Source organism: Pseudomonas sp. GP01-A4 (assembly GCF_058780865.1).
Genome location: NZ_JBYSWF010000016.1, coordinates 22,807 through 43,418, shown reverse-complemented (window position 1 = coordinate 43,418; position 20,612 = coordinate 22,807). Strand labels below are relative to the sequence as shown.

General features: G+C 61.6%; 17 protein-coding genes. 8 read left to right on the top strand and 9 right to left on the bottom strand.

Annotation, left to right across the window (positions count from 1 at the left end):
• Positions 1 to 53 precede the first annotated feature (53 nt).
• The 8 genes from AC3WKX_RS12115 to AC3WKX_RS12080 all read right to left on the bottom strand — a co-directional run bounded on the left by AC3WKX_RS12115 (position 54) and on the right by AC3WKX_RS12080 (position 9,874).
• Positions 54 to 1,976 (bottom strand): PrkA family serine protein kinase, encoded by a 1,923-nt coding sequence (locus tag AC3WKX_RS12115; protein ID WP_003210999.1) that lies wholly within the window; start codon positions 1,974 to 1,976, stop codon positions 54 to 56.
• A gap of 285 nt (positions 1,977 to 2,261) precedes the next feature.
• Positions 2,262 to 2,591, bottom strand: a complete 330-nt coding sequence (gene glpE, locus AC3WKX_RS12110) for a thiosulfate sulfurtransferase GlpE (protein ID WP_008434417.1) — start codon at positions 2,589 to 2,591, stop codon at positions 2,262 to 2,264.
• A 33-nt stretch (positions 2,592 to 2,624) separates the two neighbouring features.
• Positions 2,625 to 3,476, bottom strand: coding sequence for a symmetrical bis(5'-nucleosyl)-tetraphosphatase (locus AC3WKX_RS12105; protein ID WP_102604410.1), 852 nt, complete (start codon positions 3,474 to 3,476; stop codon positions 2,625 to 2,627).
• Positions 3,476 to 3,856, bottom strand: coding sequence for a Co2+/Mg2+ efflux protein ApaG (apaG, locus tag AC3WKX_RS12100; protein ID WP_003210996.1), 381 nt, complete (start codon positions 3,854 to 3,856; stop codon positions 3,476 to 3,478). Before apaG ends, AC3WKX_RS12105 begins: the two co-directional genes overlap by 1 nt.
• Positions 3,857 to 3,962: 106 nt before the next feature.
• The gene (gene rsmA, locus AC3WKX_RS12095) at positions 3,963 to 4,775 is read right to left on the bottom strand and encodes a 16S rRNA (adenine(1518)-N(6)/adenine(1519)-N(6))-dimethyltransferase RsmA (protein ID WP_076017896.1); all 813 of its coding nucleotides are present in this window, start codon (positions 4,773 to 4,775) and stop codon (positions 3,963 to 3,965) included.
• Positions 4,772 to 5,761, bottom strand: a complete 990-nt coding sequence (gene pdxA, locus AC3WKX_RS12090) for a 4-hydroxythreonine-4-phosphate dehydrogenase PdxA (RefSeq protein WP_003210992.1) — start codon at positions 5,759 to 5,761, stop codon at positions 4,772 to 4,774. Before pdxA ends, rsmA begins: the two co-directional genes overlap by 4 nt.
• The gene (locus AC3WKX_RS12085; RefSeq protein ID WP_003210991.1) at positions 5,758 to 7,095 is read right to left on the bottom strand and encodes a peptidylprolyl isomerase; all 1,338 of its coding nucleotides are present in this window, start codon (positions 7,093 to 7,095) and stop codon (positions 5,758 to 5,760) included. The genes pdxA and AC3WKX_RS12085 overlap by 4 nt, the downstream gene beginning before the upstream one ends.
• Positions 7,076 to 9,874 carry an LPS-assembly protein LptD gene (locus tag AC3WKX_RS12080; RefSeq protein WP_102604411.1) on the bottom strand — a complete coding sequence of 933 codons (2,799 nt, stop codon included), beginning with the start codon at positions 9,872 to 9,874 and terminating at the stop codon, positions 7,076 to 7,078. Before AC3WKX_RS12080 ends, AC3WKX_RS12085 begins: the two co-directional genes overlap by 20 nt.
• Positions 9,875 to 10,004: 130 nt before the next feature.
• Between AC3WKX_RS12080 and AC3WKX_RS12075 the strand changes: the two genes are divergently transcribed.
• From AC3WKX_RS12075 to AC3WKX_RS12065, 3 genes are read left to right on the top strand one after another with little or no spacing between them, the layout of a single operon-like run.
• Positions 10,005 to 11,024: an aminoglycoside phosphotransferase family protein gene (locus AC3WKX_RS12075; RefSeq protein ID WP_102604412.1), complete on the top strand. Its 1,020-nt coding sequence runs from the start codon at positions 10,005 to 10,007 to the stop codon at positions 11,022 to 11,024.
• Positions 11,021 to 11,695 (top strand): N-acetylmuramate alpha-1-phosphate uridylyltransferase MurU, encoded by a 675-nt coding sequence (gene murU / locus AC3WKX_RS12070; RefSeq protein WP_003210984.1) that lies wholly within the window; start codon positions 11,021 to 11,023, stop codon positions 11,693 to 11,695. Before AC3WKX_RS12075 ends, murU begins: the two co-directional genes overlap by 4 nt.
• Position 11,696: 1 nt before the next feature.
• Positions 11,697 to 12,464: a TerB family tellurite resistance protein gene (locus AC3WKX_RS12065; protein ID WP_102370013.1), complete on the top strand. Its 768-nt coding sequence runs from the start codon at positions 11,697 to 11,699 to the stop codon at positions 12,462 to 12,464.
• Between the two features lie 180 nt (positions 12,465 to 12,644).
• On the opposite strand, the gene AC3WKX_RS12060 is transcribed toward AC3WKX_RS12065, so the two are convergent.
• Entirely contained in the window at positions 12,645 to 13,619 is a 975-nt protein-coding gene (locus tag AC3WKX_RS12060; RefSeq protein WP_102604413.1) for an alpha/beta hydrolase family protein, read from the bottom strand.
• 77 nt (positions 13,620 to 13,696) lie between these two features.
• Here AC3WKX_RS12060 and AC3WKX_RS12055 point away from each other — a divergent pair, with 77 nt between their 5' ends.
• The 5 genes from AC3WKX_RS12055 to AC3WKX_RS12035 all read left to right on the top strand — a co-directional run bounded on the left by AC3WKX_RS12055 (position 13,697) and on the right by AC3WKX_RS12035 (position 20,607).
• Positions 13,697 to 16,084, top strand: coding sequence for a PAS domain-containing sensor histidine kinase (locus AC3WKX_RS12055; protein WP_102604414.1), 2,388 nt, complete (start codon positions 13,697 to 13,699; stop codon positions 16,082 to 16,084).
• A 25-nt stretch (positions 16,085 to 16,109) separates the two neighbouring features.
• Entirely contained in the window at positions 16,110 to 16,739 is a 630-nt protein-coding gene (locus tag AC3WKX_RS12050; protein ID WP_003210977.1) for a response regulator, read from the top strand.
• 226 nt (positions 16,740 to 16,965) lie between these two features.
• A complete protein-coding gene (locus AC3WKX_RS12045; protein WP_003210974.1) occupies positions 16,966 to 18,078 on the top strand; it encodes an ABC transporter ATP-binding protein in 1,113 nt (370 codons plus the stop codon).
• Between the two features lie 43 nt (positions 18,079 to 18,121).
• Positions 18,122 to 19,162, top strand: coding sequence for an ABC transporter substrate-binding protein (locus AC3WKX_RS12040; protein WP_003210973.1), 1,041 nt, complete (start codon positions 18,122 to 18,124; stop codon positions 19,160 to 19,162).
• 212 nt (positions 19,163 to 19,374) lie between these two features.
• Entirely contained in the window at positions 19,375 to 20,607 is a 1,233-nt protein-coding gene (locus AC3WKX_RS12035) for an ABC transporter permease (RefSeq protein ID WP_102604415.1), read from the top strand.
• Positions 20,608 to 20,612 lie beyond the last annotated feature (5 nt).

Sequence of the window (20,612 nt, the reverse complement as noted above, 5' to 3'; positions counted from 1 at the left end):
TTGCCAGGCTGACCGGCGCACCGGGAGCCTGGCATTGCACGCTTGTCGCTGCCTTACTGCGATTTGCGGACCCGCAGGTACCACTCGGAGAGCAGTCGTACCTGTTTGTCGGTGTAGCCACGCTCGACCATGCGAGTGACGAAGTCGTTGTGTTTTTGCTGATCCTCCTTGCTGGCCTTGGCGTTGAAGCTGATGACCGGCAACAGATCCTCGGTGTTGGAGAACATTTTCTTCTCGATGACCACCCGCAGCTTCTCGTAGCTGAGCCAGGTAGGGTTCTTGCCGTTGTTGTTGGCCCGGGCGCGCAGCACGAAGTTGACGATTTCGTTGCGGAAATCCTTCGGATTGCTGATGCCGGCGGGTTTTTCGATCTTTTCCAGTTCCTCGTTGAGGGCTACGCGGTTGAGAATCTCGCCGGTTTCCGGGTCGCGGTATTCCTGGTCCTGGATCCAGAAGTCTGCGTACAGCACATAGCGGTCGAAGATGTTCTGGCCGTATTCGCTGTAGGACTCCAGGTACGCGGTCTGGATTTCCTTGCCGATGAACTCGATGTAGCGCGGTGCCAGGTATTCCTTGAGGAAGCGCAGATAGCGCTCGCGGGTTTCAGCCTGGAATTGTTCCTGTTCGATCTGCTGTTCCAGCACGTAGAGCAGGTGCACCGGGTTGGCGGCGATTTCGTGCGGGTCGAAGTTGAAGACCTTGGACAGGATCTTGAACGCAAAACGTGTCGACAGGCCGTTCATGCCCTCATCCACGCCGGCGGTGTCGCGGTATTCCTGGATCGACTTGGCCTTCGGATCGGTGTCCTTGAGGTTTTCGCCGTCATACACGCGCATCTTCGAGTAGATGTTGGAGTTTTCCGGCTCCTTGAGGCGCGACAACACGGTGAACTGGGCCAGCATCTTCAGGGTGTCAGGCGCGCAATGGGCCTTGGCCAGGGAGCTGTTGAACAGCAGCTTGTCGTAAATCTTGATTTCATCGCTGACCCGCAGGCAGTACGGCACCTTGACGATGTAGATCCGGTCGATGAAGGCTTCGTTGTTCTTGTTGTTGCGGAAGGTGTGCCATTCCGATTCGTTGGAGTGGGCCAGCAGGATCCCGGTGAATGGAATCGCCCCCAGGCCTTCGGTGCTGTTGTAGTTACCTTCCTGTGTCGCGGTGAGCAGTGGGTGCAGCACCTTGATCGGTGCCTTGAACATCTCCACGAACTCCATCAGACCCTGGTTGGCCCGGCACAGTGCGCCCGAGTAGCTGTAGGCATCGGCGTCGTTCTGCGGGAATTCTTCGAGTTTGCGGATATCGACCTTGCCCACCAGTGCCGAGATGTCCTGGTTGTTCTCGTCACCCGGTTCGGTCTTGGCCACGGCAATCTGGTTGAGGATCGAGGGATAGAGCTTCACCACCCGGAACTGGCTGATGTCGCCGCCGAACTCGGCCAGGCGCTTGGTCGCCCAGGGCGACATGATGGTATTGAGATAGCGCCGTGGAATGCCGAAGTCTTCTTCGAGGATCGCGCCATCTTCCGTGGCGTTGAACAGCCCCAGGGGCGACTCGAACACCGGTGAGCCCTTGATGGCGTAGAACGGCACCTTCTCGATCAGTTGTTTGAGTTTTTCGGCCAGGGACGACTTGCCGCCGCCGACGGGGCCGAGCAGGTAGAGGATCTGTTTCTTCTCTTCCAGGCCTTGGGCGGCATGGCGGAAATACGAGACGATCTGGTCAATGCATTCTTCCATACCGTGGAAGTCTTCAAAGGCCGGGTAGCGACGGATCACCTTGTTCGAGAAAATCCGCGACAAGCGCGAATTGGCTGCGGTGTCCACCAGCTCCGGCTCGCCGATCGCCAACAGCAGGCGTTCAGCGGCAGACGCGTAGGCGCTGCGGTCCTTTTTGCACAGTTCGAGATACTCCTGAAGCGAGAGCTCTTCCTGGCGGGTGGACTCGAAGCGTTGTTGGAAGTGGCTAAAAATACTCATGACGTCGTCACCTCGCTCGATACGTGGAGCCGACGCCGGATCAATCAGTCGATGCTGGCAGCCATTGGTGGACACCAATGGCCGTTTTCCCCCCAGAACACCCTGAAACGCTACCGATGACCCGCACGCCGGTGTACCGGCTCTCCCCTGTTTTGGATGGCCTGCGCTTAAGGATAGTTCGGAATCCGGGAGGTCAAGGCGCGATACGAAATTAGTTTGGCCGCGCCGTTCGTCAGAAACGGCGCGAGGCCAAGCGTCACGCGGGATAGCGGGGTTTGAAAAAAATTATTGCGCGTCGCCTGCGGCAATTTCTGCAGGATAGGTCGCACGCCATAGCTCAAAGCCACCGTCGAGGCTATAGACGTCGGAGAAACCCTGGCTCACCAGGTAGGCGGCCGCGCTTTGGCTGGAGTTGCCGTGGTAGCACGCGACGATGACCGGCGCGTCGAGGTCGGCGGCGCGGATGAAGTCGGCGATGTTGTGGTTGTCCAGGTGCTGGGCACCACTGATGTGGGCAGCGTTGTAGGTTGGCTGGTCGCGGATGTCTACAACCACCGCGCCTTGCTCGCGCAGGGCCTGGGCTTGCTCGGGAGGGATACGTTTGAATTCAGTCATGGCGGGCTCCTTTGGCCTGTATGAAAGCGCGGCTCAGCGCTTTGCCGCGGCCTGCAGTTGTTCGGGAACGGGGGAGTCGCACTGGCAGCTCGAGCGCTCGCCGGTGTCGATGTTCATCAGGGTCATGGCGCCGCCCCATACGCAGCCGGTGTCGAGGGCGAACACGCCAGGTTCATCACACTTGCCTTCCAGGGCTGCCCAGTGGCCGAAGATGATCTTCGTATCACGGGTCTTGCGCTCCTTGTGGGCGAACCAGGGCTTGTAGCCGGGCAGCGCAGTGTCGGCGCCTTCCTTGCTCTTGAGGTCCAGCTTGCCTTCGGCGGTGCAGAAACGCATGCGGGTGAAGTAGTTGGTGATCACCCGCAGGCGCGCGACGCCGGTCAGTTCGTTGTCCCACTTAACGGGTTCGTTGCCGTACATGCCATCCAGGTAAGCGGTGTACAGGTTGTCATCGGCCAGGGCTGCTTCGACTTCACTCGCGCACTTGAGGGCTTTCTTCAGCGTCCACTGGGGTGGAATGCCGGCATGCACCAAGGCGGTGTCGCGGCTCTCGTCGTAGTGCATGAGTTTTTGCCGGCGCAGCCAGTCAAGCAGCTCGGTGCGATCCGGCGCTTCGAGGATTTCCCGCAGGGTATCGCCCTTTTTCAGACGCTCGATGTTATTGCCGGCGGCCAGCAAGTGCAGGTCATGGTTGCCCAGTACGCACACCAGGGAGTCGCGCATGCCATAAAGGAAGCGCAGGGTTTCCAGGGATTGCGGGCCACGGTTGACCAGGTCGCCCACCAGCCACAGGCGATCCTTGGCCGGGTCAAAGGCCACACGCTCGAGCAGGCACTTGAGCGGTTCCAGGCAGCCTTGCAGGTCGCCGACGGCATACGTCGCCATCAGTGCAGGGCTCCAGGCACCGCGAGGCGGAACGGGGCGATGATGGCGTCGAAGTGTTTGCCGTCGTCGGCGAGCATCTGGTAGCTGCCTTGCATGTTGCCGACACGGGAGGTCATGACAGTGCCGCTGCTGTAGGTGTGGCTCTTGCCGGGGGCGATCAGCGGTTGTTGGCCGACCACGCCGGCGCCGCGGACTTCCTCGACCTGGCCGTCACCGTCGGTGATGACCCAATGGCGCGACAGCAGCTTGGCAGGCAGCTCGCCGTTGTTTTGCACGGTAATGGTGTAGGCGAACGCAAAACGGTTCTGCTCGGGTTGCGATTGTTCCGCCAGAAAGCGGGTGACGACGCTGACGTCGATCTGATAACGAGGATCGGACATGCAAGAGGCCTTAAAAGCAAAAGCGGGGGAACAGCGGATGCCGATCAGTCTAGGCCAAGTGGTGGGCACTAGGCCAGACATGCTGTCTGGCCGTGCCCGACTCTACTTATTCGGCCGCTGGCGCAGGCTGAATGGCGAGCTGGTCAGCCAGGCGCACGAAGGCAGCCAGGTCCAGCTGCTCAGGGCGCAGGCTGCCGTCGACGCCGGCGGCTTCGATTTCAGCGTTGCTGAGCAAAGCCTTCAGCGTATTGCGCAAGGTCTTGCGGCGTTGGTTAAACGCCTCGCGTACCACGCGCTCCAGCAACTTGTGATCTTTGGCCGGGTGTGGCAACACCGCGTGAGGCACCAGGCGCACGATGGCGGAGTCGACTTTCGGCGGGGGGTTGAACGCGCCAGGTCCGACGTTGAACAGGTGCTCTACGCGGCAATGGTACTGAACCATGATCGACAGGCGACCCCAGTCACCGCCTCCAGGACCCGCTGCCAGGCGCTCGACCACTTCCTTTTGCAGCATGAAGTGCATGTCGCGGATGATGCCGGCGTTGTTCAGCAGGTGAAAAATCAGCGGGGTGGAGATGTTGTACGGCAGGTTGCCGACCACCCGCAGGCTGTTGGGCGCTGCATTGAGGCTGGTGAAGTCGAACTTCAGCGCGTCGCCCTGGTGCAGGTTGAAATTGGGCATGCCGGCGAACTGCTGGTTGAGGATCGGGATCAGGTCCTTGTCCAGCTCAACCACGTCCAGCTGGCCGCCGCTTTTCAGCAGGCCTTGGGTCAGGGCGCCCTGGCCCGGGCCGATTTCCAGCAGGCGGTCTTCGGGCTTGGCATGGATGGAACGCAGGATGCGATCGATCACGCCAGCGTCGTGCAGGAAGTTTTGCCCGAAACGCTTGCGCGCCCGGTGTTGGTAATGCTCGGTCATATACGGGTCTCGGCCATCTGATAGGCGGTTTCCAGGGCCACGTGCAGGCTGCCGGTATCGATCTTGCCGCTGCCTGCGAGGTCCAGGGCGGTGCCATGGTCGACGGAGGTGCGGATGATCGGCAGGCCCAGTGTCACGTTGACCGCGGCGCCGAAGCCTTTGTACTTCAGCACGGGCAGGCCCTGGTCATGGTACATCGCCAGCACTGCGTCGCAGTGCTCCAGATATTTGGGGGTAAACAGAGTGTCGGCAGGCAATGGGCCGCGCAGGTCCATGCCTTCAAGGCGCAGACGCTCCAGGGTTGGTTCGATGATGTCGATTTCTTCATGGCCCAGGTGGCCACCTTCACCGGCGTGGGGGTTGAGCCCACAGACCAGGATGCGTGGTTGGGCGATGCCGAACTTCTGTTGCAGGTCGGCGTGCAGGATGCGTGTTACACGCTCCAGTCGCTCGGGGGTAATGGCGTCGGCAATCTCGCGCAGGGGCAGGTGAGTGGTCACCAGCGCCACCCGCAGGTCGCCCGTTGCCAGCATCATCACCACTTGTTCGGTATGGGTCAGCTCAGCGAGGAATTCGGTATGCCCGGAAAAGGCGATGCCTGATTCGTTGATCACACCCTTGTGTACCGGGGCGGTGATCATCCCGGCAAAATCCCCGTCGATGCAGCCCTGGCCGGCACGGGTCAGGGTTTCCAGGACGAAGGCAGCGTTGGCCTTGTCCAGTTGCCCGGCCACGACCTTGGTCGCCAGCGGGGTATCCCATACGTACAGGCTGTTGGCCGGTGCCGGCAGATCAGGCCAGTTGCCCGGGCCCACCGGCAGCAGATCGACAACCACACCCAGCTGCGCGGCCCGCTCAATGAGCAGGTCGCGGCTGGTAATGGCAATCAGGGGGTGTGGCTGGGGGTGCGAGGCGAGCAGCAGGCACAGGTCAGGACCAATGCCGGCCGGCTCGCCGGGTGTCAGTGCGAAACGCTTGGGTGTCACTGGGCTGCCTGGTCGGTGCCTGTTTGGTCGGCACCAGGAAGCTTGTTCTCTACGTAGGCTTCGTCACGGATCTGACGCAACCAGGTTTGCAGCTCTTCGTCGTATTTGCGGTTACGCAGTACGGTCAGGGCTTGCTGCTCGCGGGCCTGGGTGGTGTTGTCAGTGGCGCGACGGCCAAGGACTTCCAGCACATGCCAGCCGTATTGGGTCTTGAACGGCTTGGACAGAACGCCTTGCGGGGTCTTGGCCATGACGTCCTGGAACTCTGGAACCAGTGCCTTCGGATCGATCCAGTTCAGATCGCCGCCGTTAAGCGCCGAACCCGGGTCTTCGGAATAGCTCTTCGCCAATTCGCCGAAGTCTTCGCCCGCTTCGATGCGGTCATAGAGCTTCTGGGCCAGTTCCTTGGTTTGGGCTTCGGTACGGATCTCGCTTGGCTTGACCAGGATGTGACGAACGTGAACTTCGTCCTTCATCTGCGCTTCTTCGCCACCGCGCTTGCCGAGCAACTTGAGGATGATGAAACCGCCAGGCGTACGGGCAGGCTGGGTGATGCCACCGACTTCCATGGCACTCAGCTCGCGGTCGAACGGTGGTGGCAGTTGCGCGGCTTTACGCCAGCCCATGTCACCGCCTTCGAGGGCGTTGTCGCTGCCGGACTGGGCAATGGCCATCTGGGCAAAGTCGGCACCTTGCTTGAGACGGTCATAGATAGCCTGGGTTTTCGCTGCGGCAGCATTGAGCTGTTCAGCGTTGGCGCTGTCTGGCGTAGGCACCAGGATGTTCGCCAGGTGCAGTTCTTCGGAAAGCTGCATCTTGCCAAGGTCGGAGGCGAGGAAGTTCTTCACTTCCTGCTCGGACACCTGAATCCGTTCGGCCACGCGACGCTGACGTACACGGCTGATGATCATTTCCCGGCGAATCTGGTCACGGGCGTCCTCATAGGACAGGCCGTCGTGAGCCAGGGCTGCGCGGAACTGATCAACACTCATGTTGTTGCGCTGGGCGATGGTGCCGACAGCCTGGTTCAATTCTTCGTCGCTGATACGGATACCGGAGCGATCGCCGATCTGCAGTTGCAGGTTTTCAACGATCAGGCGTTCAAGCACCTGCTGGTCCAGCACGCTGGTCGGCGGTACGCCGCCGCCACGCTTGGCGATGGTTTGCTGAACTTCCTTGACCCGTTGGTCCAGTTGGCTCTGCATGATCACGTCGTTATCGACGATGGCCACTACCTTGTCCAGCGGTTGAACCGCAGCGTGAGCTGCGGCGGTACCCAGGAACAGCGCGCCCAGCATCAGCGGGCGCAGACAATCAGAAAGCTTGGTCTTCACGTTCACGATAACCTTCAATGCCTTTGTCGAGGAAGCTCTCTACCTTGGCGCCGGTCAGGCCGCCGAGTCCTTTGAGGACAACTTGGAAGAAGAGCCCATGGTCACCCTTTTCGTTCAGCGGGGCAGCCTGGGTGTATTCGTCGTTGGAGACCCAGTAACGGTTGATCACACGCAGTTTCCAACAGCAGTTGTCGTACTCGAAACCACCAAAGGCTTCCAGGGTGCGGTTGCGGGCATAGTCATACTGCCAGCGGGTGATCAGGTTCCACTGCGGAATGATCGGCCACATCATCGAGAAGTCGTGTTGCTGGATTTTGTAGTAATCCTTCACGAAGTTGTCGGTGCCCGGAGTGCCATAGTCGCCGCCGAACTGCCACTTGCCGGTCGACTGGTTGTAGACGACCTGGTCATTGCGATAGCGGTAGCCGACGTTGATAACCTTGTTCGGGTTGTCTTCCGGCTGATAGTGGAACATCGCGCTGCCGGAGCGTGGGCTGTGGCTGTCGGTGTCCCAGTTATAGTCTGCAGTAGCGCGCCAGTCGCGGTTGAAGCGGAACTCGTAATCCAGTGCGATAGGCGAGACGTTCGAATGCGCATCGTCGCGGGTCTTGGCATCAATACCTGGCAACTGGACTTCGCGATCCTTGAAGTACAGGGCCTGGCCGATGGAGACGCGTTGACGCTCGAAACCGTTGTCCTGAATCCAGCGGCTGGTCACGCCGAGGGACAGTTTGTTCTCGTCGCCGATACGGTCGCTTCCGACGAAGCGGTTGTCGCGGAACAGCGATGAGTAGTTAAACGTTGTCTCGCTGGTGTCGAATACCGGAATGTCGGTTTGATCTTTCTCAGGTACATAGAGGTAGAACAAGCGTGGTTCCAGGGTTTGGCGATAGTTGTCGCCGAACCATTGGGTATTGCGGTCAAAGTAAAGGCCGCTATCGATACTGGCAATCGGTACTGCACGGTCCTCAGAGCTTTTGAAGCTCTCGCCAAGCGAGGAGGAGCCAAGGCGATTGGTGACCAGGTCATTCTTGCCGATGCTGTCCAAGTCCAGATCGTACTTGGTGTAAACGTACTTCAATTTCGGCGTGATGAAACCGTAGGTCCAGTTCAGTGGCAGCGAGACGCTAGGTGCCAGGTTCAGGCGGTTACCGTTCGCACGGTTCAGGCCGGCTACGTTTTTATCGAGTCGGTCAGATGTAAGGCCGTCCTCGTCGGTAAACGTGCCGTTCTCAAGGTCTCGTTCGAACCTGACTGCCTCAGTCTCGTAGGCAAACTCCAGACCGGCTGGATGATATGGCAGCGTGCCGTTGAACGTGAGCTGGGGCAGCCTGTTGTAAGGCGTAATATTGGAGATAGTCGCCAGCTGATAAGCTTGGACGTTCAATCGCGCCGTATAGCTGTCGCCGCGATAGCTTACGGAACCCTGTTGGTTGACGTATTCCTGGCTCTGAACGCCAATCTGGTACGACTTCAGGTCCTGGAAGTAATACGGGTCGCTGATCTTGGTGTAGTCGACCTGTGTCAGCAGGCGTGAATCCAGACCGCCCTTGTGCTGCCAGTTGAGCATGTAGCGGGTTTTTTCGTAGTCGGTCTGGTTTTTGCGCTCGTCGTTATCATCGTTCAGGTACGCGCCGCCGAACTGGCCTTCGCTGGACTTGGTGAGGTAGCGGAATTCGCCTTCCATCAACAGGCCGCGCTTGGTCATGTATTGCGGGTACAACGTGGCGTCGTAGTTCGGCGCCAGGTTGAAGTAGTACGGCGTAACCAGGGTAAAGCCAGTCTCGCTACCGGTGCTGAAGCTCGGCGGCAGGAAGCCGGATTGACGACGGTTGTCGATCGGGAAATAGATATACGGGGTGTAAAGGATCGGAATGTCCTTGACCCGCAACGTCACGTTGGTCGCGGTACCGAAACCGGTGGCCGGGTTGAGCGTGATGTTGTTGCCCTTGAGCTGCCAGGCGTTGCTGTTCGGCTCGCAGGTGGTGTACGTACCGTCCTTGAGACGGATGATCGCGTTCTCGGCACGCTTGGCGTACAGGGCGTTACCGCGGATGCGCGATTTGTGCATCACGTATTCGGCATTGTCGACCTTGGCGGCGCCGGTGTCCAGCTGGACTTCAGCGTGGTCGCCCACCAGCAGGGCACCGTTGTCGCGCAGACGGACGTTGCCGTTCAGCTCGCCACGGTTCTCGGCCTGGTACAGGTTGGCCTCGTCGGCCTCGACCTGCATGCTGCCCTGGCGCATGACGACGTCACCGGCCAGGGAAGCAACTTGTTGTTCCTGCTCGTAACGAGAGACCTTGGCGCCGATGAAGGTCGGCGCGTCGCTCTTGTTCGTCTTGTCGTTCATGCCAGGACGGATCGGCTCGATGTACGCGCCGGAGCAGTACGGGCCGGTTTCGGCCAGTTGTGCGGCGGTGAGCTTCTCGCGAGGGACCCAGTCCAGGTGGCTATAGTCGGCGCTGCGCGAACGCAGGCCGCGGCCCTTGGCTTCGGTGACCAGAGCGGTCTGCGGCACGGCCTCGGCGGTGCCGCCGGACTCGCCTTGCGGCGTGCCACTGGCAGAGCTGACGGCACTGCCGTCATGCACCGGGCGCGGTGGCAGCGGGGCTGCGGCCGTTTTCGGCGCGCAATCCCAGGCACCCGAAGCAGAGACTGAGCAGTCATACTGTTCCGCGGCGACCACGAATGAGGTGGCGAAAGGTTGCATGGCCAGCAGACTGCCGGTTACCAGCAACGGAAATTTTCTACGAAACGCGGGGGATTTCAATGCCATCTTATTAGTCCGGGCTTCCTGCGTGCCATCTGCCCGCGGTGTGGGCCGCACGCCTCTCGATGGTCTGAAAAAGATGCGTGATAATAAAGCATGACCCGCTTGACGGCTAGCGCCGTCGGAGACCCTTGTAATGCCCGACCAAGATCTACGTTTGCAACAGCTGAAAGTCTGGCTTGATGAGCAATTGCCAGGCCTCTTTACCACCCAGGGCTGGGGTGTCGTACCCCCGGCCACGTTGACTGCGGCCAGCAGTGACGCGAGTTTCAGGCGTTACTTCCGGTGGGAGGGAGGAGGTCGCAGTTTTGTCGTGATGGACGCTCCACCCCCCCAGGAAAACTGCAAACCTTTCGTCGATATCGCTCATTTACTCGGTCAATCGGGAATAAATGTTCCGAAAATTTATGCGCAAGATCTGCTTCGCGGCTTTCTTTTGCTTAACGACCTGGGGAAAAAAACTTATCTGGACGTGATTACGGCTGAAAATGCCGATCAATTGTTCGCCGATGCCATAGACGCATTGTTGGCTTTCCAGCAATTGCCGATGGAAGCCCCGTTGCCCAGTTATGACGTCGCGCTGTTACGTCGGGAGCTGGAATTGTTTCCTGAATGGTACGTTCGCCGGGAGCTGGGCATCGAGTTTGACGCCCGGCAGCTTGGCCTGTGGCAACGCGTCAGCGAATACCTGATCGACAGCGCCCTGGCCCAGCCCAAGGTCCTGGTGCATCGCGACTATATGCCACGCAACCTGATGATCAGCGAGCCGAATCCCGGCGTGCTGGACTTCCAGGACGCGGTCTACGGCCCGGTGACCTACGACATCACGTGCCTGTTCAAGGACGCCTTCCTCAGTTGGCCGCAGGCCCGCGTGCGGGAATGGCAGCGCGGTTACTGGCAACGCGCCGGCGCGCTGGGTATCCCGGTGCAGGCGGACTTCGAGGAGTTCCTGCGGGCCAGCGACCTGATGGGCGTGCAGCGTCACCTCAAGGTGATCGGCATCTTTGCGCGCATCTGCCATCGCGATGGCAAGCCGCGCTACCTGGCGGACGTGCCGCGCTTCTTCGCTTATATAGAGGCGGTGCTCGCGGACCGGCCAGAGTTGAGCGAACTGGGTGAATTGCTGGCGAGCCTGCGCGTCGAGGCGGTGGTATGAAGGCCATGATCCTGGCCGCCGGCAAAGGTGAGCGGATGCGCCCGCTGACCTTGCACACGCCCAAGCCGCTGATCCAGGCCGGCGGCAAGCGCCTGATCGAGTACCACCTCGAGGCGCTGGCGAAAGCGGGCTTCACCGATATTGTCATCAACCATGCGTGGCTCGGCCAGCAGATCGAAGGCTATCTGGGCGATGGCTCGCAGTACGGCGTACGCATCCAGTACTCGGCCGAAGGCGAGCCGCTGGAAACCGGCGGCGGGATCTTCAAGGCCTTGCCGCTGCTGGGGGACGAACCGTTCCTGGTGGTCAATGGCGACATCTGGACCGACTACGACTTCGCCAGCCTCCACCAGCCGCTGGATGGGCTGGCCCACCTGGTGATGGTCGACAACCCGCCGCACCATCCGTCCGGCGGTGATTTCTACCTGAAGGACGGCGCGCTTCATGATGCCGCCGCCGGTGCCGATAACCTGACCTTCAGTGGCATTTCCGTACTCCACCCCCAGCTGTTCGCGGGTTGCAGTGCGGGTGCCTTCAAGCTGGCGCCGCTGTTGCGTGACGCCATGGCGAAAGGGTTGGTGACGGGGGAACACATGAACGGACGCTGGATCGATGTCGGGACGCTGGAGCGCCTGGCGCAAGTCGAAACCCTGTTGACAGCGGGGCACTAGGATGTTGTGGCCAGGGACTCTGATCGGAGCCGGGGCGGGCTTTGCCATTGCCAGCATTCCGGGGGCCATGTTGGGCGCACTGCTGGGCCAGGCGCTGGACCGGCGCCTGGAACTGCAAAGCTGGGCCCAGTTACGCGAGCGCCTTGGCGGGCGGCCGGCGCTGCGCAATGACGAGTTGCTGTTCGTGTTGCTCGGCCGCCTGGCCAAGAGCAACGGCCGGGTGGTGGACGGGCATATCCAGCAGGCCCGCCAGGAAATGCGCTCGCTGGACATGGCCGAGCCGGCCCAGCGCCGTGCGATTGCCGCGTTCAATCGAGGTAAATCCGGCTCGGACCGGGTACGCAGTTACCTGGGCGTGCTCAAGGCCCAGCCCCATGCGGCGGAAGGTGTGCTGCGTGCCTGTTGGCGCATGGCCTGGGCGGACGGCAAGGCCAGTACGGCCGAGCGCGAGTTGATTGAACAATGGGGCAAATGGCTGGGTTGGACGGTCCAGCAGATCCAGGCGCTGGCGGCTGACTATGAGCCGGAGCGCAAGCCGTTGGCCAATCGTGGCGGGGCTTATCAGGAGGCGTTGCGGATTCTGGGGGTGACGTCGACCACCGAACCTTCGGTGATCAAGCGCGCTTACCGGCGCCTGCTGAGCCGGCACCACCCGGACAAGATTGCCGGCAGTGGCGCCAGCCCCGCACAAGTGCGCGAGGCGACCGAGCGCACCCGCGAGCTGCACAACGCCTATGCGCTGATTCGCGAAAGGCGAGACTTTCGCTAACAGAATTATCAGGCGCTGCTTTTTTATGGCGTAAACCGGATCAACTGTGGGAGTGGCGGTGCGACGATTCGACTTGCTCGCGAATGCGGTGGATCAGTAACAGATGCAGTGACTGACTCACCGCATTCGCGAGCAAGCCCGCTCCCACATTTTGTTCTCCAGTGTTTTTGAGATTTACGATCAGTCTCCGGGATTTTGCGGGCTCAACCACCCGCGAATCCGCCGGTACAGCTGCTCTTGTCCGGCCTGGCTGTTATCGGGGAAGGCCTTCAACGACACCTGCTTGTAGCTGTCATTCTTCAAACGCTTGCTGGCCTGGGAACGTTCCTGGGCCGCTTTGCGTGCCTGGACGTTGTCCTGATAGAAAAAATCTGCCGTGGCCAGCTTCAGTTTCGGTGCCAGTTGTTGCAGGTCCGGGGCACGGCCCGCCGGGGTCTGCGCGGCCACCATGACAAATTTCTGCACCTGCGCCGGTTGTTTTTCACTCAGGTAACGCGCGGCCCACCAGGCGCCGGTGCCGTGGCCGAGCAATACGACGCTGCGGGCATTCTGGGTCTGGGCGAAGGCGAGGGCGGCGTCAATGCGCGCGAAGATTCGCGTGGCGTCGGTCTTGTCTTGTTCATCGGTGCCGGGAACCACGGCCGGGTCAGTGCCTTCCGCTTCGGCGCTGGCGGCTTGCTCCACGGGTTTGGCGACGGTGCTGGCGTCTTTGCTGCTGGTCTCCACGGTCGCCTTGGGCGATTCGATGACGCGGGGTGGCAAGGTGTCCAGGGTCAGGTCCGGCAGCGACAAGCTCAGGGTGCCCCAGGAAGCGTCCGGCAATTTCTTGCGCAACGGCGCGATTGCTTGAGGCCAGTCAGCACTTTCGCCGTTGCCCGGGACGATAATCACCACGCCTTCAGGCTCACCGCTGTTGGCCGGCTTCCACAAAGCCAGGAAAGAATCGCTGCCAGCCTGCAACTGTTGTTGTTCCTGCTGCGGGATTTGTCGTTCCAGGGCGTTGGCTTCTTCCTGGCTGCGCTCCGGCAAGGGCTGGCGCACCACCGGCTTTTCCGGGGCGGGAGCGGGAGTGTCGGCGGCCTCGACACAAAAGGCGCTGGTAAACAGCAGCGACAGGCACAATGCTGGCAGTGCCGAGCGGTGGGAAAGTGGCATCGTTGATTTCCGGCCAGAAGTGATTCCGGCAGCCTAATGGGTTGGTCAGTATTTGTCAGTGATATGAGACGTGGATCATGGGTTTTCGCTACCTGCTGGTTATCGGCTGTATATGCTTTCCCTTGATCGCGGGCGCCGTGCCTGCGCCTGCCACTCACCAGGCGCAGCTCGATGCCGGCCAGCGCGAATGGCTCGAACAGCATCCCGACCTGCGGGTCGGGCTGGTGTTACAGGCGCCTTATGCCCAATACGATCGGCGCTTGCAGCGGCTGTCCGGGGCCAACGTCGAATTGATGCAGTGGCTGGCCAAGGCGCTGAATATCGAACTGACCTGGCGCAACTTTCCCAATCAGGAGCAACTGGAGGCGGCGGTGCGTGACGGCGAGGTCGACCTCGCCCCCGGCCTGCTGCAAACCCCGGCCGGCCTGCGCCTGTGGTTGTTCTCCGATCCGTATATGCGGGTGCCCCAGCACATTGTCGGGGTTCGTGATGGCAGCACCGCCGTCGACCTGGAGAAACTCGACGACCAATCCCGCGTCTCCGTGCGCATGCCCAGCGCAGTGGCGGATTACCTGCGCAGCACCTACCCGAGTCTCAACCTGCAAGGCGTGCCCATGGAGCGCCAGGCCCTGCAATTGCTGGTGAGCCAGCAGGCGCGGTATGCGGTGGTGGATGAGGCGCAATTGAGCCGGTTGTCGGGCGAAACCGAGTTCGCCGGCCTTGCCGTGGTCGGCGATATCGGCCTGCCGCAATTGCTGCGGGTGGCCACGCGGCGCGACTGGCCCGAGCTGGCCGATATCATGCAAAGCGCATTGCGCGCGATTCCCGCTCGTGATCTGGACCAGTTGCACAGCCGCTGGCTGCAGCCCAAATACCCACGGGTGACCGAGTCCCCCGGCTTCTGGCAAAACCTCACGTTGCTGCTGGGCCTGCTATTGCTCGCCAGCCTGGCCGTGGTGTTCTGGCAGCGCCGCCAGCAACGCGGCCTGGAGCATAATCTGCTGGCCGCCCGCGAAGAAAGCGCCGCCCGCGCCGCCGGTGCCGAAGCCTTGCGCCTGACCCAGTTCTCCATCGACCAAAGCACCGTCGGTATCCTCTGGGTCAATTGGGACAGCCATGTGCGCTACGCCAATCAGGCGGCGGAAACCATGCTCGGCTACGCCCCCGGCGCCCTGATCGAACGCCCGCTGATCGAATTCGACCCGACGCTGACCATGGACCGCTGGCTCAACCTGTGGAAGCGCGCCCGGGCCAGCGAAGACGGGCCACAGAGTTTTGCCACCAATTGCCTGCGCGCCGATGGCAGCGTATTGCCAGCCGATGTGTCCCTGAGTTTCCTGCGCTTTGCCGACGGCGAATACCTGGTGGTCTACCTCAACGATGTCACCGAGCGTCGCCGGGCCCTCGCGGCCTTGCAGGAAAGTGAGGCGCGGCTGCAAGGGATCGCCGCCAATGTGCCGGGGCTGGTGTTTCGCCTGGAGCGCTTGCCGCGCAGCGAGGCGATCGAGTTCGCCTACATCAGCCAGGGCAGCGAGGGCCTGGTGGGTTACGCGCCGGAAGTGCTCAGCCATCCGGCCATGGGCATTCGCAGCCTGGTGCATCCCGACGACCGCGCCAGTTATCACCGCACCCAGGACCAGGCCATCGAGACCGAGAGCAACTGGGCCTGGCAGGGCCGCATCCTGACTCGCCTGGGCGAGCAGCGCTGGGCCGATATCAAGGCCGTGACCCGACGCCTGGAAGACGGCGCCGTGGTCTGGGACGGAATTGTCTGGGACATCAGCGAGAGCAAACGCATCGAGCTGGAGCTGGACGCCTCCCGCGCGCAATTGCGGGAATTGTCGGCCCACCTGGAAACCGTGCGCGAGGAAGAGAAGGCCCGCATCGCCCGGGAAGTGCACGACGAGTTGGGACAGATGCTCACCGTGCTCAAGCTGGAAACCTCGATGTGCGAGCTGACCTACGCCCAACTGGATCCTGGCCTGCACGAGCGGCTGAACAGCATGAAGCGCCTGATCGCCCAACTGTTCCAACTGGTACGCGATGTGGCCACCGCCTTGCGTCCGCCGATTCTCGATGCCGGGATTGCCTCGGCGATCGAATGGCAGGCCCGGCGTTTCGAGGCCCGCACGCAGATTCCGTGCCTGGTGCAGGTGCCGGATAATCTGCCGGCGCTGAGCGACGCCAAGGCCATCGGCCTGTTCCGCATCCTGCAGGAGGCACTGACCAATGTGATGCGCCATGCCCAGGCGCATACTGTCGAGCTGACGCTGGTGGTGGAGGGCGCGCACCTGCGCCTGACCATCAGCGACGACGGCGCAGGTTTCGTCCAGGCCCCCGGGCGCCCGGTATCGTTTGGCCTGGTGGGCATGCGCGAGCGGGTGCTGATCATGGGCGGGCAGTTGAGCCTGGACAGCGCATTGGGCGAAGGCACCACCCTGAGTGTGACGGTGCCGCTGGATTGATAACCAAAAGAAGAGGACATCCACAGTGATCCGTGTACTGGTAGCTGAAGACCACACCATCGTTCGCGAAGGCATCAAGCAACTGATCGGACTGGCCAAGGACCTGCTGGTGGTGGGCGAGGCGAGCAATGGCGAGCAGTTGCTGGAGACCCTGCGCCACGTCCCCTGCGAGGTGGTGTTGCTGGACATCTCGATGCCTGGCGTCAACGGCCTGGAAGCCATCCCGCGGATCCGTGCGCTGAACAATCCCCCGGCGATCCTGGTGCTGTCGATGCACGACGAAGCGCAAATGGCCGCCCGTGCGCTGAAGGTCGGTGCCGCCGGCTATGCCACCAAGGACAGCGACCCGGCGCTGTTGCTGACCGCGATCCGCAAGGTCGCGGCGGGCGGGCGGTACATCGACCCGGACCTGGCCGACCGCATGGTCTTCGAAGTCGGCCTCACCGATTCCCGCCCATTGCACTCGTTGTTGTCGGAGCGCGAGTTCTCGGTATTCGAGCGCCTGGCCCAGGGCGCCAACGTCAACGACATCGCCCAGCAGTTGGCGTTGAGCAGCAAAACCATCAGTACCCACAAGGCGCGCCTGATGCAAAAGCTCAATATCACCTCCCTGGCGGAACTGGTGAAGTACGCCATGGAGCACAAACTCCTATAGCGGCATACCTGTTTGCGACTACCTGCCGAGCGCCGCGCTGCCCGGTCTTGCTGCTTGTAGCGTGGGGTTTGTAACTGCTCTGTTCTATCCCCGCCATCCGTGTAGGGCAATCCCTACCCCAAACCTTCCATCCTGCTGATGCCAATCTCTCCGGGCCCCCGATTTGCGCGGCCTTGCCCTGGGACTACGCTTGTTCCACGGCAGTCCAAAACAAAAAGGTGCGGGTATGAGCGAGGTGGATTCAAATGATGTGCTGGTCAGCTTTCGTGGCGTGCAGAAGAGCTACGACGGCGAGAACCTGATCGTCAAAGACCTCAACCTGGAGATTCGCAAGGGCGAGTTCCTGACCCTGCTCGGGCCGTCCGGGTCTGGCAAGACCACCAGCCTGATGATGCTCGCCGGTTTCGAAACCCCCACCGCCGGCGAGATCCAGCTGGCCGGCCGCTCCATCAACAACGTGCCGCCCCACAAGCGCGACATCGGCATGGTGTTCCAGAACTACGCGCTGTTCCCGCACATGACCGTCTCCGAGAACCTGGCGTTTCCGCTCTCTGTACGCGGCCTGAGCAAGACCGACATCAGCGAGCGGGTCAAGCGTGTACTGAGCATGGTCCAGCTCGATGCCTTCGCCCAGCGCTACCCGGCGCAACTCTCCGGTGGCCAGCAGCAGCGGGTGGCCCTGGCCCGGGCGCTGGTGTTCGAGCCACAGCTGGTGCTGATGGACGAACCCCTCGGCGCCCTCGACAAGCAACTGCGCGAACACATGCAGATGGAGATCAAGCACCTGCACCAGCGCCTCGGCGTGACGGTGGTGTACGTGACCCACGACCAGGGCGAAGCACTGACCATGTCCGACCGGGTGGCGGTGTTCCACCAGGGCGAGATCCAGCAGATCGCTGCCCCGCGTACCTTGTACGAAGAACCGAAAAACACCTTCGTCGCCAACTTCATTGGCGAGAACAACCGCCTCAATGGCCGCCTGCACAGCCACACTGGCGACCGCTGCGTGGTCGAACTGGCGCGCGGCGAAAAGGTCGAGGCGCTGGCGGTGAACGTCGGCCAGGTCGGCGGCCCGGTGACCCTGTCGGTGCGCCCCGAGCGCGTCAGCCTGAATGGCTCCAGTGAAAGCTGCGTCAACCGATTCTCCGGGCGCGTGGCCGAGTTCATCTACCTGGGCGACCACGTACGGGTGCGCCTGGAAGTCTGCGGCAAGACCGATTTTTTTGTGAAACAACCGATCGCCGAGCTGGACACAGCCCTGGCGGTCGGCGACGTGGTACCGATTGGCTGGCAAGTCGAGCACGTTCGCGCACTCGACCCACTTCTAGAGGCGAATTGATCGCCCCCTTGCTTCACCAACCTCGCACGTGGAGAGAACAACAATGTTGAGATCCCTGAAATATTCCGCCCTGGCTCTGAGCTTGATGGGCGCGACACAGGCCATGGCAGGCCCTGATTTGACGGTGGTGTCCTTTGGTGGCGCGAACAAGGCGGCGCAGGTCAAGGCCTTCTATGCACCGTGGGAAAGCGCGGGCAACGGCAAGATCGTCGCCGGTGAATACAACGGTGAAATGGCCAAGGTCAAGGCCATGGTCGACACCAAGAGCGTGTCCTGGGACCTGGTGGAAGTGGAGTCGCCGGAACTGTCCCGTGGCTGTGACGAAGACATGTTCGAGCCCCTGGACCCGAAACTGTTCGGCAACCCGGGCGACTACGTGAAGGGCGCGATCCAGCCGTGCGGCGTGGGTTTCTTCGTGTGGTCCACGGTGCTGGCCTACAACGCCGACAAACTGAAAGCACCGCCAGGCGGCTGGGCCGATTTCTGGGACACCAAGAAATTCCCAGGCAAACGCGGCCTGCGCAAGGGCGCCAAGTACACCCTGGAATTCGCCTTGATGGCTGACGGTGTGGCGCCGAAGGATGTGTACAAGGTGCTGGCCGGCAAAGATGGCCAGGACCGTGCGTTCAAGAAGCTCGATGAGCTCAAGCCGTATATCCAGTGGTGGGAAGCGGGCGCCCAACCGCCGCAGTACCTCGCTTCTGGCGACGTGGTGATGAGTTCTGCCTACAACGGCCGGATCGCTGCCGTGCAGAAAGAAAGCAATTTGAAAGTGGTGTGGAACGGCGGGATCTACGATTTCGACGCCTGGGCCATTCCAAAAGGCCTGGCCAAGGACCGTGCTGACGCGGCGAAGAAGTTCATCGCCTTCTCGGTGCAGCCGCAGCAGCAGAAGACCTATTCGGAAAACATCGCCTACGGTCCGGCCAATACGCAAGCCGTACCGTTGCTGGCGAAGGACATCCTGAAAGACATGCCGACTACCCCGGAAAACATCGCCAATCAGGTGCAGATCGACGTGAGCTTCTGGGCGGATAACGGTGAGCAATTGGAGCAGCGCTTCAATTCCTGGGCTGCCAAGTAACCACCGCACCCAGGGTGGATGGGCTTTTTGTGGCGAGGGGGCTTGTCCCCCGTTGGGCTGCGAAGCGGCCCCAAAACCAGCCACCGCGGTCAGTCTAATAAACCACAGTGGCTTTACTGGGGCTGCTGCGCAGCCCAACGGGGGACAAGCCCCCTCGCCACAGGTGTGGGCCTTCACAGGTCTGCATTCTTTTTTACGATCCGGAGTTCGCCATGGCCCTCGCCATTCCCAGCCCCACCCTGAAACAGCGCCTGGCGCGTGCCGAGCGGCTCAACCGCTGGAAGGCCCAGGCCCTGATCGCGCCATTGGTGGTGTTTTTGCTGCTGGTGTTCCTGGTACCGATTGTGGCGCTGCTCTACAAAAGCGTCGGCAACCCGGAAGTGGTGGGCGGCCTGCCGCGCACGGTGGTGGCGGTGACGGCCTGGGACGGTCGTGGCTTGCCGGGCGAGCCGGTGTATCAAGCCATCAGCGAGGACCTGGGCGAAGCCCGGAAAAACTCGACCCTGGGCGACCTCTCCAAACGCTTGAACATGGAGCTGGCGGGCTATCGCAGCCTGCTGACGAAAACCGCGCGGGCGCTGCCGTTCACCGAAGCGCCTGCCTCCTATAAAGAAGCGCTGGAAAACCTCGACGAACGCTGGGGCGACCCGGCGTACTGGCAGGCGATCCGGCGCAACACCACCAGCCTCACGCCATACTACTTGCTGGCCGCCGTCGATCACCGCATCGACGACCTCGGCGAAATCGCCCCGGCCACCCCGGACCAGGCGATCTACCTCGATATCTTCGCCCGTACGTTCTGGATGGGCCTGGTCATCACCGTGTGCTGCCTGCTGCTGGCCTATCCGTTGGCTTACCTGCTGGCCAACTTGCCGGCGCGGCAAAGCAATTTGCTGATGATCCTGGTGCTGCTGCCGTTCTGGACCTCGGTGCTGGTGCGCGTGGCGGCCTGGATCGTGTTGCTGCAGTCCGGCGGCTTGATCAACAGCGCGCTGATGGGCATGGGGCTGATCGATAAACCCGTCGAGTTGGTGTTCAACCGGCTGGGGGTCTACATCTCCATGGTGCACATCCTGCTGCCCTTCATGATCTTGCCGATCTACAGCGTGATGAAAGGCATCTCTCCCACCTACATGCGGGCGGCAATCTCCCTGGGCTGCCACCCATTCGCCAGCTTCTGGCGCGTGTACTTCCCGCAGACCTACGCAGGCGTTGGTGCCGGCTGCTTGTTGGTGTTCATTTTGGCGATCGGCTACTACATCACCCCGGCCTTGCTGGGCAGCCCGAACGACCAGATGGTCAGCTACTTCGTGGCCTTCTACACCAACACCAGCATCAACTGGGGCATGGCCACGGCCTTGGGCGGCTTGTTGCTGCTGGCCACCGTGGTGCTGTACCTGATCTACAACTGGCTGGTGGGCGCCAGCCGCCTGCGCCTGAGCTAAGGAGA